Origin of the sequence: Streptomyces sp. 351MFTsu5.1 (genome assembly GCF_000383655.1) — a bacterium.
In the GTDB taxonomy this organism is placed as follows: Bacteria; Actinomycetota; Actinomycetes; order Streptomycetales; family Streptomycetaceae; genus Streptomyces; species Streptomyces griseorubiginosus.
This window is the reverse complement of record NZ_KB911778.1, coordinates 167,260-180,038: the sequence shown is the minus strand read 5'-3', so window position 1 is coordinate 180,038 and position 12,779 is coordinate 167,260. Positions and strand designations below refer to the sequence as shown.

9 protein-coding genes are annotated in these 12,779 nt (G+C 71.5%); all 9 read left to right on the top strand.

The window, feature by feature from the left end; all coding sequences use genetic code 11:
* The first annotated feature begins 2 nt into the window (after nt 1–2).
* From asnB to H295_RS0110400, 9 genes are read left to right on the top strand one after another with little or no spacing between them, the layout of a single operon-like run.
* Entirely contained in the window at nt 3–1,937 is a 1,935-nt protein-coding gene (gene asnB, locus H295_RS0110440) for an asparagine synthase (glutamine-hydrolyzing) (protein WP_020135307.1), read from the top strand.
* A 16-nt stretch (nt 1,938–1,953) separates the two neighbouring features.
* Nucleotides 1,954–4,131 carry a bi-domain-containing oxidoreductase gene (locus H295_RS0110435; protein ID WP_020135306.1) on the top strand — a complete coding sequence of 726 codons (2,178 nt, stop codon included), beginning with the start codon at nt 1,954–1,956 and terminating at the stop codon, nt 4,129–4,131.
* The gene (locus H295_RS0110430) at nt 4,131–6,059 is read left to right on the top strand and encodes a heparinase II/III family protein (RefSeq protein ID WP_020135305.1); all 1,929 of its coding nucleotides are present in this window, start codon (nt 4,131–4,133) and stop codon (nt 6,057–6,059) included. The genes H295_RS0110435 and H295_RS0110430 overlap by 1 nt, the downstream gene beginning before the upstream one ends.
* A gap of 8 nt (nt 6,060–6,067) precedes the next feature.
* The gene (locus H295_RS0110425) at nt 6,068–7,612 is read left to right on the top strand and encodes a right-handed parallel beta-helix repeat-containing protein (RefSeq protein WP_020135304.1); all 1,545 of its coding nucleotides are present in this window, start codon (nt 6,068–6,070) and stop codon (nt 7,610–7,612) included.
* Nucleotide 7,613: 1 nt separating this feature from the next.
* Nucleotides 7,614–8,846: a membrane protein gene (locus H295_RS0110420; RefSeq protein WP_020135303.1), complete on the top strand. Its 1,233-nt coding sequence runs from the start codon at nt 7,614–7,616 to the stop codon at nt 8,844–8,846.
* A gap of 2 nt (nt 8,847–8,848) precedes the next feature.
* Nucleotides 8,849–10,093, top strand: a complete 1,245-nt coding sequence (locus tag H295_RS0110415; protein ID WP_028809234.1) for a glycosyltransferase — start codon at nt 8,849–8,851, stop codon at nt 10,091–10,093.
* Nucleotides 10,090–11,343, top strand: coding sequence for a class I SAM-dependent methyltransferase (locus H295_RS0110410; protein ID WP_028809233.1), 1,254 nt, complete (start codon nt 10,090–10,092; stop codon nt 11,341–11,343). Before H295_RS0110415 ends, H295_RS0110410 begins: the two co-directional genes overlap by 4 nt.
* Nucleotides 11,340–12,134 carry a glucose-1-phosphate cytidylyltransferase gene (locus tag H295_RS0110405; RefSeq protein WP_020135300.1) on the top strand — a complete coding sequence of 265 codons (795 nt, stop codon included), beginning with the start codon at nt 11,340–11,342 and terminating at the stop codon, nt 12,132–12,134. The genes H295_RS0110410 and H295_RS0110405 overlap by 4 nt, the downstream gene beginning before the upstream one ends.
* A complete protein-coding gene (locus tag H295_RS0110400) occupies nt 12,131–12,778 on the top strand; it encodes a PIG-L deacetylase family protein (RefSeq protein ID WP_020135299.1) in 648 nt (215 codons plus the stop codon). Before H295_RS0110405 ends, H295_RS0110400 begins: the two co-directional genes overlap by 4 nt.
* The last annotated feature ends 1 nt before the right edge of the window (nt 12,779 follow it).

Here is a 12,779-nt window from a genome sequence, read left to right as displayed (position 1 = left end):
GCATGTGTGGCATCGCAGGGACCTACCTATGGCCCGACGGCAAGACCGTCACCGACCGGCTCACCGAGACCCTCGCCCACCGCGGTCCGGACGGGGCGGGCCGCTACGGCCACCCCGTCGGTGACGGCGAGGTGCAGCTCGGGCACCGCCGGCTGTCCATCATCGACCTGTCCGAGACCGGCGCCCAGCCGATGGCCAAGGACAGCCTCGTCCTGACGTACAACGGCGAGCTGTACAACGCGCCCGAGCTGCGGGCCGAGCTGGAGGCCGCCGGGACGCGCTTCCGCGGCACCTCCGACACCGAGGTGCTCCTCGAGGCCTGGCGGCGCTGGGGCACCGACTGCCTGCCCCGGCTGCGCGGCATGTTCGCGTTCGGCGTCTTCGACGAGCGAACCGGCGAACTGGTGCTGGTCCGCGACCAGTTGGGCATCAAGCCGCTGTTCCTGCTCCGGCGCGACGGCGGACTGGCCTTCGCCTCCGAACTCAAGGCGCTCGCCGCCGCGACCGGCGGAGCACTGGAGGTGGACCACGCGGCTCTGGTGGCCTCTCTCCTCTACTACTGGGTGCCGGACTCGCGGTGCGCCTTCCGCGAGGCGGAGAAGCTGCCGCCGGGGAGCTGGCTGCGGATCCGGCCCGACGGCCAGGTGCAGCGCGGCCGGTTCTGGAACCTGAAGGACGTCGCCGCCGAGGGACAGGCACGCGCCCGGGCCGGTGAACAGCCCGACCTGGCCGCCATCGTCGAGGAGTCGACCCGCAAGCACCTGCTCGCCGACGTCCCCGTGGCCACCTTCCTGTCCGGCGGCCTCGACTCCAGCTGGCTGACCGCCCTCGCGGCCCGCCACCAGCCGGGGATCTCCGCCTACACGATCGGGTTCCGCGCCGAGGACGCCCGGTTCGAGGCCATGCCCGACGACCTGCGCTACGCCCGGCAGGTGGCCGAGCAGTTCGGCGTCGAGCTGCACGAGATCGAGATCGCCCCGAACGTGCTCGACCTGCTGCCGCAGATGACGTACTCCCTGGACGAGCCCATCGGCGACCCCGCGGCGATCAACACCTTCCTGATCTGCCAGGCGGCCCGGGAGGCCGGGGTCAAGGTGATGCTCTCCGGCATGGGCGCCGACGAGCTGTTCGCCGGGTACCGCAAGCACCTGGCCAACCTGCTCGCCCTGCGCTACCAACGGGTGCCTGGCCCGGTGCGGCGCGGGGTGTCCGGGGTCGTGGACCGGCTGCCGGTCGCCACGTCCCGCCGGGGCCTGCGCTCGGTGCGCTTCGCGAAGCGGTTCCTGTCCTTCGCCGATCTCCCGGAGGAGACCGCGTTCCGGCGCAGCTACACCATGTACGACCAGGACGAACTGCTCGCCCTGGTCGACCCGGACCTGGCCGGGACGGTCGACGACGTGCTGACCGAGCATGCCGACACCTACGAGGACAACGCCCTCGACGACTTCGTCAACCGCATGTGCCTGGCGGACGCCCGGATGTTCCTGCCGGGCCTCAACCTCACCTACACGGACCGCTCCAGCATGGCCGCGTCGACCGAGGTGCGGGTGCCGTACGTGGACGTCGAGGTGGTCAGGGCGGCGTTCGCCGTGCCCGGCAACCGCAAGATCGTCAAGCGGCAGGGCAAGGCGGTCCTCAAGGAGGCGGCCACCTCGATCCTGCCCCGGGAGATCGTCTACCGGCCCAAGGGCCTGTTCAGCGCCCCGCTGCGGGCCTGGATGAGCCGGGACCTGGCACCGCTGGTGCGCGAGGTGGTCAACGACGGTGAGCTCGTGCGGTCCGGCTTCCTGCGCCGGGACGCGCTGAACCGGATGGTCGCCGTGGACGCCGCCGGACAGCAGGACTTCTCCAAGCATCTGTGGCATGTGCTGACCCTCGAGTACTGGTACCGCGACGCGACCTCCCGCTCCGACCAGAGCACTCGGCAAACGGCTTAGGAATCAGGGGACTTCGGTGAAACAGGTTGTACAGAACTACAAGAGCGGCGAGCTGGCGGTGCTCGACGTGCCGGTGCCCGGGTGCAAGCCGGGCGGTGTGCTGGTCCGCACCGTCTACTCGCTGATCTCCACCGGCACCGAGATGATGAAGGTGTCCGAGGCCGGCATGTCGATGCTGGGCAAGGCCCGCTCCCGCCCCGACCAGGTCGCCAAGGTCATGCAGAGCGTGGCCACCAACGGGGTGCCCGCGACGTACCGCAAGGTGATGGGCAAGCTCGACTCCTACACACCGCTGGGCTACTCCCTGTGCGGGGTGGTCGAGCAGGTCGGTGCCGGTGTCGACGACGTGAAGGTCGGCGACCTGGTGGCCTGCGCCGGCAACGAGCACGCGCTGCACGCCGAGCTCAACTGGGTCCCGAAGAACCTCTACGTCCCCGTGCCGGACGGTCTCGCACCGCAGCACGCGGCCTTCGGCACCGTCGGCTCGATCGCGATGCAGGGCGTCCGCCAGGGCGAACCGCAGCTCGGCGAAGTGGCCCTGGTCATCGGCCTCGGGCTGATCGGACAGCTGGTGGTGCAGCTCCTGGCCGCCTCCGGCGTCCGCGTCGTCGGCGCCGACCCCGACCCGGCGCGCTGCGAGCTGGCCGAGCGTCTGGGCGCCGCGGCCTGCGGCGACCCCGCCTCCACCGCCGTGGAGAACGCCGTCGCCGAACTCACCGACGGACACGGCGTGGACCAGGTGTACCTGGCCGCCGGCGGCGGCAGCAACCAGCCCGTCGAGCTGGCCGCCAAGCTGGCCCGGGACCGCGGCCGGGTCGTCGACATCGGCAAGTGCCGCCTCGACCTGCCGTGGAACGCGTACTACGAGAAGGAACTCGACGTCCGGTTCTCCCGCAGTTACGGCCCCGGGCGCTACGACCCGTCGTACGAGCTGGAGGGGCGCGACTACCCGATCGGTTACGTCCGCTGGACCGAGCGCCGCAACCTGGCCTGCTTCCTCGACCTCGCCGCCCGCGGCAAGGTCGACGTGGAGCCCCTGATCTCCCACGTCGCCGACTTCGACGACGCCGTCGAGACCTACCGGCGCCTGAAGGACGGCGAACTGAAGGCCGTCACCGCCCTGTTCCGGTACCCGGAGCAGGCGGGGGAGACGGAGGAGACGAAGGCTCCGGCGGTCGCCGTGCCCGCGGTGCAGGTGAAGGCGGCTCCGGCGCGGGCCGCCAAGACGCCGGTGAAGCTGGCGTTCGTCGGCGCGGGCAACTACGCGACGTCGATGCTGCTGCCGCACCTCGCCCAGCGCGAGGGCGTCGAGCTGTCGACCGTCGTCACCACGACCTCGCTGTCCGGGGCCAACGCGCAGCGGAAGTTCGGCTTCGCCAAGGCCACCACCGACCTCGACGCCGTGCTCGGCGACGAGTCCATCGACGCGGTGTTCGTGGTGACCCGGCACAGCTCGCACGCCGAGCTGACCCGGCAGGCCCTCCTGGCCGGCAAGACCGTGTTCGTGGAGAAGCCCCTGGCCCTCACCGAGGACGAGCTGTCCGGAGTGCTCGCGGCGGTCGAGGAGTCCGGCAACGACCGGCTCCAGGTGGGCTTCAACCGCCGTTTCGCCCCGCTGCTGCACGAGGCCAGGACCCACTTCGGCGCCCGGAGCGGTCCGGCGCACCTGCGCTACCTCGTCAACGCGGGCCGCCTCGCGCACGGCAGCTGGTACCTCCAGCAGGGCTCCGAGGGCTCGCGGTTCGTCGGCGAGGGCGGGCACTTCATCGACACGGCGAGCTGGCTGCTCGACGCGGACCCGGTCTCGGTGTACGCGACCGCCACCTCCGGCAACGAGGACCTCCAGGTCGTGCTGCGCTACCCGGACGGCTCCACCGCCACCATCAGCTACGTCACCACCGGCCCGTCCGGCTTCCCCAAGGAGACGCTGGACCTGGTCGCCGACGGCCGCGCGCTGCGCCTCGACGACTTCGTGCGTGCCTCGGTGTACGGCCGTAAGAAGTGGGTCAGTTCGCGGCTGCCCAAGGCGCGGGACAAGGGCCAGAACGCCGAACTGGCCGCGTTCGTCAAGGCGGTGCGCACCGGCGGGCCGATGCCGACGCCGCTTCAGTCCCTGGTCGCCACCACGGCGGCCACCCTCGCCGTGCAGGCCGGCCTGGCCGGTGGTGTGCCGGTGACGTTGGCGAGGCCCTGATGACGATGAGCGTGGGCTGGTACCTCCGGCGGCTGTCCCGGATGGGGCCGCAGGAGGTCGCGGGCCGGGTGGGCGACACCCTGCGCAGACGGCGCTGGCGTGCGACGCCGCCCGACTGCCCGAGCGTGACCGGCGCCCGGTTCACCGCGGTGCTGCCCGTCGGCACGATCGCCGCCGTACCCCCGGACGCCGCCAAGCGTCTCGTCGCCGAGGCGGACCTGCTCATGGACGGACACGCCGAGTTCTTCGGCGTGGTCCGCGACGACCTGGCCGACCCGGACTGGTGGTTCGACCCGAAGACCGGGCGCCGGGCCCCCGAGGGCTACGCCTTCGACGTGCCGTACCGCAGCGAGGACGCGGTCGGGGACATCAAGCAGATCTGGGAACCGTCCCGGCACCAGTACCTCACCCAGCTCGCGGCCGCCTACGCGGTCACCGGCGACGAGCGGTACGCCGAGCGCGTCGCCGAGCACCTGCGGTCGTGGTGGGAGGCCAACCCCCCGCTGCGCGGCGTCCACTGGCTCAGCGGCATCGAGCTGGGCATCCGGCTCATGTCCTGGGTGTGGGTCCGCCGGCTGCTCGACGGCTGGCCGGGCGCGGCCGAGCTGTTCGAGGGCAACCCGGTGGCGCGCAACCAGATCTGGCACCACCAGCGCTGGCTGGCCGCGTTCCCCAGCCGGGGCTCCTCGGCGAACAACCACGTCATCGCCGAGGACGCCGGCCAGCTGGCCGCGGCCTGCGCGTTCGACTGGTTCCCCGAGTCGGCACGCTGGCGGGCCGGCGCGCTGCGCTCGCTGGAGCGGCAGCTGCGCGCCAACACCTACCTCTCCGGCCTCAACCGCGAGCTGGCCACCGAGTACCACGGCCTGGTCCTGGAACTCGGCCTGGCCGCGCTGGCCGAGGCGGACGCGGCCGCGGTGCCGGTCCCCGCGACCGTCCGCCTGGTGCTGCTGCGCATGACCGACGCGCTCGCGGCCGTCGTGGACAACCGGCTGCGGCCGCCGCGTCAGGGGGACGCGGACGACGGGCACGGTCTGATCGTGGACGGCACGGGCACCGACCGCTGGGCCTCGCTCCTTGCCACCGGGGACGCCGTGTTCGGCCGCCTCGACTGGTGGCCGACGGTCACCGGCACCGACGTGCGCACCCCGCTGCTGGCCGCGCTCATCAAGCCCGCAGAACCCTCGGTGACCCGGCCGGCGAGCCGCCCCACCCACTTCGCCGACGCCGGCATGACGATCCTGCGCGGCCCGGAGGAGATCTGGGTCCGCTGCGACGGCGGCCCGCACGGCTTCCTGTCCATCGCCGCGCACGCCCACGCGGACGCGCTGTCCGTGGAGGTCCGGCACGACGGGGTCGACGTGCTCGCCGACCCGGGGACGTACTGCTACCACGGACAGCCCGAGTGGCGGCAGTACTTCCGCTCGACCCTCGGCCACAACACCCTCCAGCTGGACGGCGCCGATCAGTCCGTCTCCGGCGGCCCGTTCCTGTGGACCCGGCATGCGCAGAGCCGCGTCCTGACGGCGGAAGCGTCCCGCTGGAGCGCCGAACACGACGGCTACCAGGGCACCGTGCACCGCCGGCAGGTGGAACTGTCCGCCGACGAGCAGGAGTTGAGGATCGTGGACGAGGTGCGCGGCCCGCGCCGGGAGGCACGCCTGGCGTTCCACCTCGGCCCGGCGGTCACCGCCGAACTGGCCGGGAACCGGGCACGGCTCACCTGGACCCGCGACGGCGAGGACCGCTCCGCCGTGCTCGACCTGCCCGCACAGCTGTCCTGGCAGGCCCACCGCGGCGAGACCGAGCCCCCGCTGGGCTGGTACTCCGCCGGATTCGGGCGCAAGGAACCCGCCACCACCCTGATCGGCACCGGATCCACCGACGGCACGGAGGGTTTCACCACCGTGCTCGGGTTCCGCGGATAGGGGGGCACGTGGAGATCAGGACGCGGCTCTGGGCGTGGGCGGCGGCACCGCTGACGCTGGCCCTGCTGGCGACCGGTTGTGACAGCGGCACGCAGGAAGCCGACGCGAAGCCCGCCGCCGTGCCGACCACGTCCGGAGCCCGGTCCGAGTCCCCGGCCCGGGTGTGCGCCCACCCCGAGGCCGGACCGGCCAAGGCACCGGCGGGTGCGGTGACGGTCGACCCCGCGAAGGTCGGCGACCTGGCGGCCAAGACCAGGAAGAGCCCTCCGAACACCACGTTCTGGCTCCGGCCGGGCACCCACCGGCTCGACCCGGACCGCTTCGCCCAGGTCGTCCCCAAGAAGGGGGACCGCTACCTCGGTGCGCCGGGTGCGGTGCTCGACGGCAGAGGGAAGAACCAGTACGCGTTCAGCGGCAGCGCCCCCGACGTCACCATCCGCCACCTGACCGTGCAGGGTTTCGTGGCGCCGACGGACGAGGGCGTGGTCAACCACGACTCGGCCGACGGCTGGGTCATCGAGGACGCGACGATCCAGCACAACTCCGGTGCCGGGCTGATGGCCGGTGCCCGCCAGCAGGTCCGCGACAGCTGCCTGCGCGACAACGGCCAGTACGGCATGAACGCCTACAAGGGCAACGGCCGTATCACCGGACTGGTGGTCGAGGGCAACGAGATCGTGGGCAACAACACCGGTGACTGGGAGCGGCGCAAGCCGGGCTGCGGCTGCACCGGGGGCATCAAGTTCTGGGCCGTCGACGGCGCCGACGTCCGCGGGAACTGGGTGCACGACAACCGGGGAACCGGGCTGTGGGCGGACACCAACAACAACGACTTCCTCATCGAGAACAACGTGATCGAGGCCAACGACGGTGCCGCACTCATCTACGAGATCAGCTACAACGCGATCATCCGCAACAACACGGTCCGGCGGAACAACTGGGTCGAGGGCCGCAAGGCGGCCGACAAGGGCGACAGCTTCCCCTTCGCGACGATCTACCTGTCCGAGTCGGGCGGCGAACCACGGGTCAAGGCCCGCACCGACAAGATCGAGATCTACCGGAACCTGCTGGAGGACAACTGGTCCGGCATCACCCTGTGGGAGAACGCCGACCGGTTCTGCAACAGCCCGGCCAACACCTCCTCCGGCGACTGCACGTTGCTGGTGAAGAAGACGAGCAGCTGCAAGAAGCCGGCGATCGACAAGGAGCCGCTCCGCTCCGACTGCCGGTGGAAGACCCAGCGGGTCGACATCCACGACAACCGCTTCGTGCTGGACACCTCCGTCGTCAAGTGCACGACCAAGTGCGACCGGATGGCGGTGCTGTCCAACTACGGCACCTACCCGGACTGGTCGCCGTACAAGGGCGAGGCCGTGGCCGACGCGATCACCACCGGGCAGCACAACCGCTGGCACGACAACGTCTACGTCGGACCCTGGCACTTCGTAGCCCACGACCCGGCCGATGTCCTCGACTTCACGCAGTGGCAGAGCGTGCCGTACCGCCAGGACACGGGCAGCACCCTCGCCACCGACCCGAAGGCGGGTGACTGAGATGGAGACGGAGCGCACACCGAGGATCGTCGGGGTGATCTGGGGGCTGCTGGTCCTCAACACGCTCGGCTCCGCCGGGGCGGTGACCATCGTCCCGCTGCCCCGCTCCCTCATCCAGATGGTCACCATGGGCTCCCTGGTCGCCGCGTTCACCCTGGCCCTCGTGATCAACGCCCGGCTGCGGGTCCGGCCCAACGCGTACGTGTTCCTGCTGACCCTGCTGCTGGTGACGAGCGTGATCTCCAGCGCCCACCTGGAGTCCGGGTTCGGCGCGCTGTTCCGCTGCTTCCGGCTGACCCTCTTCGTCGGCACGCTGTGGCTGCTCAGCCGCTGGTGGGACGGCAGCCTGACGTTCGTACGGCACCACATCCGGATGTACTTCGCGGTGCTCGGGTCGGTGGCCCTCGGCCTCGCCATCTCCCCGGGCGCGGCCCTGCCCGACCTCTACGGCGGACGGCTGGTCGGCGCGCTGTGGCCGCTCACCCCGCCGCAGATCGGCCAGTACGCCGCGGTGATCATCGGGCTCACCGCGCTGCTCCTGCTCGGGCGCCGGATCGACCGGACCAGCGCGGCGGTGGTCATCGTGCCCTCGCTCGTGCTGCTCGCGCTGACCCATACCCGCACGGCCACGCTCGGCCTGCTGCTCGGCCTGGTGCTGGCGATCGGCTCGCTGCTGATGACCAGCGCCGCGGCCCGCCGTTTCTTCACTTGGTCGGTGGCGATCGCCGCGGTCGCAGCGGTGGGGTTCGCCGGCGCGCTCCAGGCGTGGTTCCTGCGCGGACAGAGCAAGGACAACTTCTCCAGCCTCACCGGTCGCGCCAAGGTCTGGGACGCCCTGCTGGCCGCGCCCCGCACGACCGGGGAGAAGTGGTTCGGCGTGGGCCTGGGCGACAAGTCGTTCGGCGGCCTGCCGATCGACAACAGCTGGCTGGCCGTCTACAACGAGCAGGGACTGATCGGCGTCGGCCTCGTCGCGGCGTTCATCGTCGTGCTGGGCGCCGTCGCGCTGCTGCGGCCGCCCTCGCTCCAGCGGGCCTGCGCGATCTTCCTGATCAGCTACTGCGCGATCGCCTCGTACACCGAGGCCGGCCTGGGCGACGCCTCGCCGTATCTGCTCCATCTGGCCCTGGCCGTCTCGCTGTTGGCGGCACCCGCCGAGGCCCCTGCCCCGGGGGCGCCCGCCGTCCCCCGCCCCCGTGTCCCGCGCTGGGCCCAGAGATCGGAGGTGAGGTGAGCATGCACGTCCTCGTGGTGCACAACCGCTACGCATCGGCGCAGCCGAGCGGCGAGAACAAGGTCGTCGACCAGGAGGTGGAGCTGCTGCGTGCGGGCGGCCACCGGGTCGAGCTGTTCGAGCGGCGCAGCGACGACATCGGCTCCATGTCCCTCCTCGCCAAGGTCGCGGTGCCCCTGCGGGTGCCGTGGAACGCGGCGGTCCGCAGCGAACTCGCCGACCGGCTGCGCACCGAGCGGCCGGACGTCGTCCACGTCCACAACGTCTTCCCGCTGCTGTCGCCCGCGGTCCTCGCCGCCTGTGCCGACGCCGGCGTGCCCGCGGTGGCGACCCTGCACAACTACACCCAGGTCTGCCCGCCCGGCACGTTGCAGCGGGACGGCAGCCCGTGCACCGAATGCGTCGGATCGAAGGTGCCCCTGCCCGCCGTCCGGCACGGCTGCTACCGGGGCTCCCGTCTCGCGACCGTGCCGCTCGCGGTCAGCCTGTCGGCCAACCGGCGGCGCTGGTGGTCCGGTGTGGAGCGCTTCCTGTGCATCTCCGCGGCGCAGCGGGACGTCCTGGTGAACGCCGGGATGCCGGCCGAGCGGCTGGCGGTGAAGCACAACTTCGTGCCGGACCCGGAGGCGCGCCGCACGGACACCGGCGAGCATCTGCTGTATCTCGGCCGGCTCGCGGAGGCCAAGGGCGTACGGCTGCTCATGGCCGCGTGGGACGAGCTCGCGGCGGGCGGCGGAGTGGGGGTACCCCTCGTGATCGCCGGCACGGGGCCGCTGGAGGCGGAGGTCAGCGCCTGGGCGGTGGGCCGGGACGACGTGCGTTACGTCGGCCTGTACGACACGGCGGAGTGCCAGAAGGCCATCGCCCGGTCGGTGGCCGTGGTGGCGCCCTCGACATGGCTCGAGGCGTTCGGCCTGGTGGTCGTGGAGGCGATGGCGGCCGGGGTGCCGGTCGTCGCCGCCGGGCACGGCGCCTTCGTCGAACTGGTCGAGGACGGGGTGACCGGGCTGCTGCACCGGCCGGGCGAGTCCGCCTCGCTCGCGTCCTGCATGCGCCGGATCGCGGTCGATGCGGACCGCAACCGGGAGATGGGCGAGGCGGCCCGGCGCCGCTACGAACAGGGTTTCAGCCCGGCGGTCGGCCTCGACCGTCTGGTGGAGGAGTACCGCACCGCGATCGCGGGTCGGTCAGCACTGACTCGCGACGGGGACACCCGCGCGAGCTGGGGGGATGGGAACAACAGATGACACGATGCCGACTGTGCGGCTCGGAGGCGATGGCGAGCGTCGTCGACCTCGGGGCGACGCCTCCTTGTGAGAGCTTCCTGGCCGCGGACCAACTCGACCAGCCGGAGCCCGCCTACCCGCTGCACCTCCAGGTGTGCACGGACTGCTGGCTCGCGCAGATCCCGCCGCTGATCACGCCGGAGGAGACCTTCAAGGAGTACGCGTACTTCTCGTCGTTCTCGACCTCCTGGGTGGAGCACGCGCGGACCTTCGTCGACGGTGCCGTGGACCGGGCCGGGCTCGACGCCTCCGGGGCCTTCGTGGTCGAGGTCGCGAGCAACGACGGATACCTGCTGAAGCACGTGGTGGACCGGGGGATCCGCTGCCTGGGCATCGAACCGTCGGTCAACGTCGGCGCGGCCGCACGGGACAAGGGGGTGCCCACGCTCACCGAGTTCCTGAGCCCGGAGACCGGCGCGGCCGTCCGCGCCGAGCACGGCCCGGCCGACCTCGTCGTGGCCAACAACGTGTACGCGCACATCCCCGACGTGATCGGCTTCACCCAGGGCCTGCGCGCCCTGGTCGCCGACGACGGCTGGGTCTCCATCGAGGTGCAGCACCTGCTCACCCTGATCGAGGACAACCAGTACGACACGATCTACCACGAGCACTTCCAGTACTACACCGTCGCGTCCGCGATCCGCGCCCTCGCCAGCGGCGGACTCGCCCTCGTGGACGTGGAGCTGCTGCCCACCCACGGCGGCTCCATCCGGCTGTGGGCCCGGCCCGCAGAGGCGGCCGGCGAACCGAGCGAGCGGGTGGCCGACGTGCTGGCCCGCGAGAAGGCCGCCGGGCTCCAGGAGCTGTCCGGCTACACCGAGTTCTCCGCCCGGGTGGCCAAGGTGCGCCGCGACCTCCTCAAGTTCCTCATCGAGGCGGCCGAGCGCGGCGAGACGGTCGTCGGCTACGGCGCCCCCGGCAAGGGCAACACCCTGCTCAACCACTGCGGCATCCGGCCCGACCTGCTCGCGTACACGGTCGACCGCAACCCGTACAAGCACGGCCGGTTCACCCCCGGCACCCGCATCCCGATCCTCGCGCCCGAGCAGATCGCCGTCGACAAGCCGGACTACGTGCTCGTCCTGCCGTGGAACCTGCGCGCCGAACTCACCGAGCAGCTGTCCTACGTGGGCGAGTGGGGCGGCCGGCTGGTCTTCCCCATCCCGGAACTGAGCGTTGTCGAGGTCGCGTCCCGAAAGGTCACAGCATGAAGGTCGTTCTGTTCTGCGGCGGTTACGGGATGCGGATGCGCAACGGCACCGCCGACGACGTGCCCAAGCCCATGGCAATGGTCGGCCCGAGACCCCTGATCTGGCACGTCATGCGCTACTACGCGCACTTCGGGCACAAGGAGTTCATCCTGTGCCTCGGCTACGGCGCGCACCACATCAAGGACTTCTTCCTCAACTACGAGGAGACGACGTCCAACGACTTCGTGCTGCGCAAGGGCCGCACCGAGCTGCTGTCCACCGACATAGCGGACTGGACGATCACGTTCGCGCAGACCGGCATCGAGTCCCCGATCGGGGAGCGGCTGCGCCGGGTGCGCCACCACCTGGACGGCGACGAGATGTTCCTCGCCAACTACGCCGACGTCCTCACCGACGCCCCGCTGCCCGAGATGATCGAGAAGTTCTCCCAGCGCGACGCCGGCGCCTCGATGATGGTCGTGCCGCCCCAGTCCTCCTTCCACTGCGTGGAGCTGGGCGAGGACAACCTGGTCGGCGGCATCACCGCGGTGAGCGACATGCCGCTGTGGGAGAACGGCGGCTACTTCGTGCTCCGCCAGGAGGTCTTCGACCACATACCGGAGAACGGTGACCTCGTCGCCGACGGCTGCGGCCAACTGGCCAAGCAGGGACGCCTGGTGGCCCACCAGCACCGAGGCTTCTGGAAGCCGACCGACACCGTCAAGGAGCGGGCCGCGCTCGACGAGGCCTACGCCCGCGGCGAGCGCCCGTGGGCCGTGTGGGAGCAGGACAGCGCGGCGGTGCGCGCGTGATCCGGCTCGGCGCCGGCCGCCTGGACCGGATCGTCGCGGTGGGCGCGCACTGCGACGACATCGCCATCGGCGCCGGCGGCACGCTGCTGACGCTGTGCCACGCGCGGCCGGGCCTGCGCGTCGACGCGCTGGTGCTCTCCGGCGGCGGCACCGAACGCGAGCAGGAGGAGCGGGCCGCGCTCGCCGCCTTCTGCCCGGGTGCCGACCTGCGGCTGACCGTGCTCAAACTGCCGGACGGCCGTATGCCGGTGCACTGGGACGAGGCCAAGGCCGCGGTGGAGGAACTGCGCGCGCAGACCGACCCGGACCTGGTCCTGGCCCCGCGCACCGAGGACGCGCACCAGGACCACCGCGGCCTGGCGCAGCTGATGCCCACCGCGTTCCGCGACCACCTGGTCCTCGGCTACGAGATCGTCAAGTGGGACGGCGACCTCGGCCGGATGGCGGCCTACCAGCCGCTGTCGACGGAGATCGCCGAGGAGAAGGTGCGGCTGCTCCAGGAGCACTACGCCTCGCAGCGGCACCGTCCCTGGTACGACCGGGAGGCCTTCCTGGGCCTCGCCCGGATCCGTGGCATCGAATGCCACGAGCGATACGCGGAAGCGTTCGCCGCCACCAAACTCACGCTCAACCTGGGGGGTTGAA